Raw genomic sequence first — 3,223 nt, 5'->3', positions numbered from 1 at the left:
CCCTTGGGCAGCATCTCAGCCAGGATGTTCTGCACACGGGCGGTAAAACTTGGCGGTGCGGCATGCGCGAGCTGGGTCAGCACGGGCATGGCGCTTGAATCATGCGGCGTGGGACCGCCGCCATTCGGCAGGGCGGCCACCAGATCCGCGTCGGCGAATTCCATGACATTGTGCGGACGGTTGAAGCGCACCGGGCAGCCGAAAGTCTGTTCATAAAAAGCCACATTCGGCGGCTCCGGAAAAGCATATTCCACTGCGACTGGGCGCGCATCGTCGCGGCCGGAGGCACAGCGCAAGGTGCGCAGCAGCACGCACCACACGAAATCGTAGCGCTGCAGCGGCACCGAGCGTTCCAGTCCGGGCAGCACGATGCCGACCCGCGTGTGGCCGTGGCAGCGTTCGATGGTGCTTTGCACGGTGGGCGACACCAGCATGATGTGGCCCATCACGCCCAGCCAGCCAAGGCGGTGCGGCGTGGAGATTTTCAGTCCGATCAGCGGATCGCCTGAGTGCTCGACCACCAGTTCCCACAGGTGGCTCAACTTGTCCGACAGTGTCAGCGCGTCGCAGGCCAGGCCATCGCCTTCATTCAGGCCGGCCTGGGCGAACAGCGCATCCGCTTCTACCCCTGAGTGGGCGAGGCGCGATTTCACGCCGCGTACCAGGTGGAGAGCCGAGGAATAGCTCATGGCGCTGGGCTCCGCTTACTGTCCCACCGCGGTGTGCAGGCGCGTGCCGATGCGCTGCTCCAGGSCCTGGAGCTTCGGATCGATCACGCTGCGGGTGTCGGCGGCAATGCTCTCACCCAGTTTTTTCTGCAGTTCCGGCACCATGGCCTCGAACTTGGCTTTCACGGGCGATTCCAGGATCACGATGATCTGTTTCAGTTCATCTTCGGTGAAGCGCTCGGCCAGCAAGGGCGCAATGGTGGTCGGGATCAGCTTTTGCGCGCTGGCGGTGGTGACGGCCTTGTTTTCGTCCATGAACTTGCGCGCGTCTTCCACGATGTCCTTCATCGCGGCGTCGCGCTTCTCCGGAGCGACGCGGCCTTGCAGCACCACGCGCGCCTGCTGCACAGCGCTGCCGACCGGCTGCTGCAGCATGGATTCGCCGATGCTCTCCATATGCCACAGCTTCAGTACCTTGTTGACCAGTTCCTGCTTGGCTGGCGGAATCGGTGCACCGGCCGCCTGCGCGGCACCGGCAACGGCCAGCGCAGCACACATCATTGTCAGTCTTTTCATGACGCTCCCTCCTAGAATTGATGGTTGAGACTAAAGCCGTAGTAGCGGACCTTGATATCGCCCGCTACGTCCAGGCCTGCATAAGGGTTGTAAATCACATTCAGGAATTTGCTGCTGTTCAGGTTTTCGTCCGTGTTGGCGGGCACGTCGAATTTGCCCCGCATGGTGGTGGCGGTCAGGCTGAGATCCATCGTCTTGGTAATCTTGAAGTTCAGGCCCACGCTGTACAGCTTCGTGTCCGGCAGCGGCGCAATCAGGTCGATGCCGTTTTTCGGTATCGAGGACTTGCGCGGCTCATAGCCGAAGCGCAGTGCCAGACGATCGAAGGGATACAGCTGCAAGCCATAGCCAAAGTTGACCAGGCTCTTATAGCCGCGCGGGATCTTCAGCTTGGTCGAATCCGGAATACCGTACAGGCGCGCCACTTCCAGCAGGCGGATACTCTGGTCGAACTCGAAGGTCAGCGCGTTCCAGTCGCTCCAGCGCGCATAGCTGGCATCCACATTCAGCTGCACATACTTGACCGGCCTGAGCTTGATCCCGACCTGCAGGTGCGCAGGGAAGGGGATGGTGGCGCTCACGTTGCCCTTTTGTTCTTCAGGAATGGACTGCGGCAGGCCAAGCACGGCGCCTGCGATCGGTCCCAGCAGACTGGAATTCAGGCCTTTCACGAAATTGCGCAGCATGGGTTCGGTATGGAAGTCATACCAGCCGGTGTAGCGCGTGTTCGATCCGCCCTGGTAAACAACACCGAGCGCGAACCAAGGTTTTGGCTCCCACAGCACGCCCAGGTTGATGGTCGGGTCGACCGGCGCCGTCATCTCCATGCGCATATTGGCCGCCTTCTTGAAAGGACTCACGAAGCCGTCCTTGCCGCCGCCGCACAAGCCGAAGCCGAAGATGTCGATCACGTTGCCGCCCTGTTCGGGACACCAGCCCTGCTGCAGCTTGCCGAACACGCCCAGCAGCTCATTCGGAAATCGCATATCGGTATCGATCACGAAAGCCGAGTGGGCGATCGGTACCGCAGCGCCGAAGCGCAGGGTGTCCGAATATTTGTAGCCGACTGCAGGAGACAGGTAGACCAGACGCTGCACCTGGACCTGGCGGCCGTCGAAACGCCCGGGATCGTTCGGGTCCGTGGTGCGGTCAACACTGTAGGCCTGGGCCATATAGGTATTGGTAGCGAAAGTCCACGGCGAGCCCGGCTTGTTGAATGCGAAGCCCAGCGTCGGAATCACCACGCCCGGCAGGCGCCAGCCCGGCATGCCGTAGGCCGGGATGTACATGCGCTGGCGCAGCGGACCGGTGCTGGTATTGGCCAGCGGGTCCTGCGTCCAGCCGCCGATATCGAAACCATCGGGCTGATGGAAACTGGCCGAAGCGCGGATCGACGCCGCAAACGCGGAATCGATGCGCCAGTCGCCTTGCAACCGCGCCAGACCGGCGGGATTGAAGTGGACCGATTCAATGCCGGGCGGGTCGGCCGTGACGGCATTCCCCAGCGCCATTGCGGTGACGCTGGTGGTGAGGTTTTCCAGCAGCGCGGCATGCGCAGGGAAAACGCAGCAGAGAGCGGCGGCGAGCGCCGTCTTGCGGACCTTGGCTTGCATGGCCGTTCCGTCAGAAGGCCAGCGGCACGTTCATGCCAAGCGACAGATTGGGCGAGTCCGGAGTCAGGCCAATGCCGACCGAGAAGTTGAGCGTGGTCTTGGGCGAGACGCGATAGCCCAGACCCATGCTCAGCACACCGGACGTCTGGGTGCTGGTCGTCACGTTCAGGCCATCTTCAAAGCGCAGCTTGGCGCCCGCCGATACGGCTTCCTGGAAGGACACGGTGGTGGTAATGCCATACGACAGCGCATATGCAAAGCCGACGCCGAAGCCGAACGTCGGACCCGGCTGCACGCGATTCAGTACGCGGGTGCCGTTCACCTGGTTCAGGCCCGTGGCAGGCGCATAGCCGGTCACGTTGACGG

3 protein-coding genes and 1 pseudogene are annotated in these 3,223 nt (G+C 62.4%); all 4 read right to left on the bottom strand.

The window, feature by feature from the left end; all coding sequences use genetic code 11:
- Positions 1–689, bottom strand: a 689-nt coding sequence (locus tag AB4Z11_RS27505) for an AraC family transcriptional regulator ligand-binding domain-containing protein (protein WP_442029019.1), incomplete at its 3' end; no start/stop codon positions are given.
- Positions 690–704: 15 nt separating this feature from the next.
- Positions 705–1,244 (bottom strand): DUF2059 domain-containing protein, encoded by a 540-nt coding sequence (locus AB4Z11_RS27500; protein WP_442029018.1) that lies wholly within the window; start codon positions 1,242–1,244, stop codon positions 705–707.
- Between the two features lie 11 nt (positions 1,245–1,255).
- Positions 1,256–2,857, bottom strand: a complete 1,602-nt coding sequence (locus AB4Z11_RS27495; RefSeq protein ID WP_442029017.1) for an OmpP1/FadL family transporter — start codon at positions 2,855–2,857, stop codon at positions 1,256–1,258.
- Positions 2,858–2,867: 10 nt separating this feature from the next.
- Positions 2,868–3,223 (bottom strand): annotated as a pseudogene (locus tag AB4Z11_RS27490) (transporter); the annotation flags it as partial.

Origin of the sequence: Pseudoduganella sp. RAF53_2 (genome assembly GCF_052113985.1) — a bacterium.
Taxonomy (GTDB): Bacteria; Pseudomonadota; Gammaproteobacteria; order Burkholderiales; family Burkholderiaceae_D; genus Rugamonas.
This window is presented reverse-complemented; position numbering and strand designations above follow the sequence as displayed.

What these genes read in the sequence shown, in the direction of transcription:
- AB4Z11_RS27495 (WP_442029017.1), bottom strand. Translation starts at nt 2,857, where the DNA reads ATGCAAGCCAAGGTCCGCAAGACGGCGCTCGCCGCCGCTCTCTGCTGC.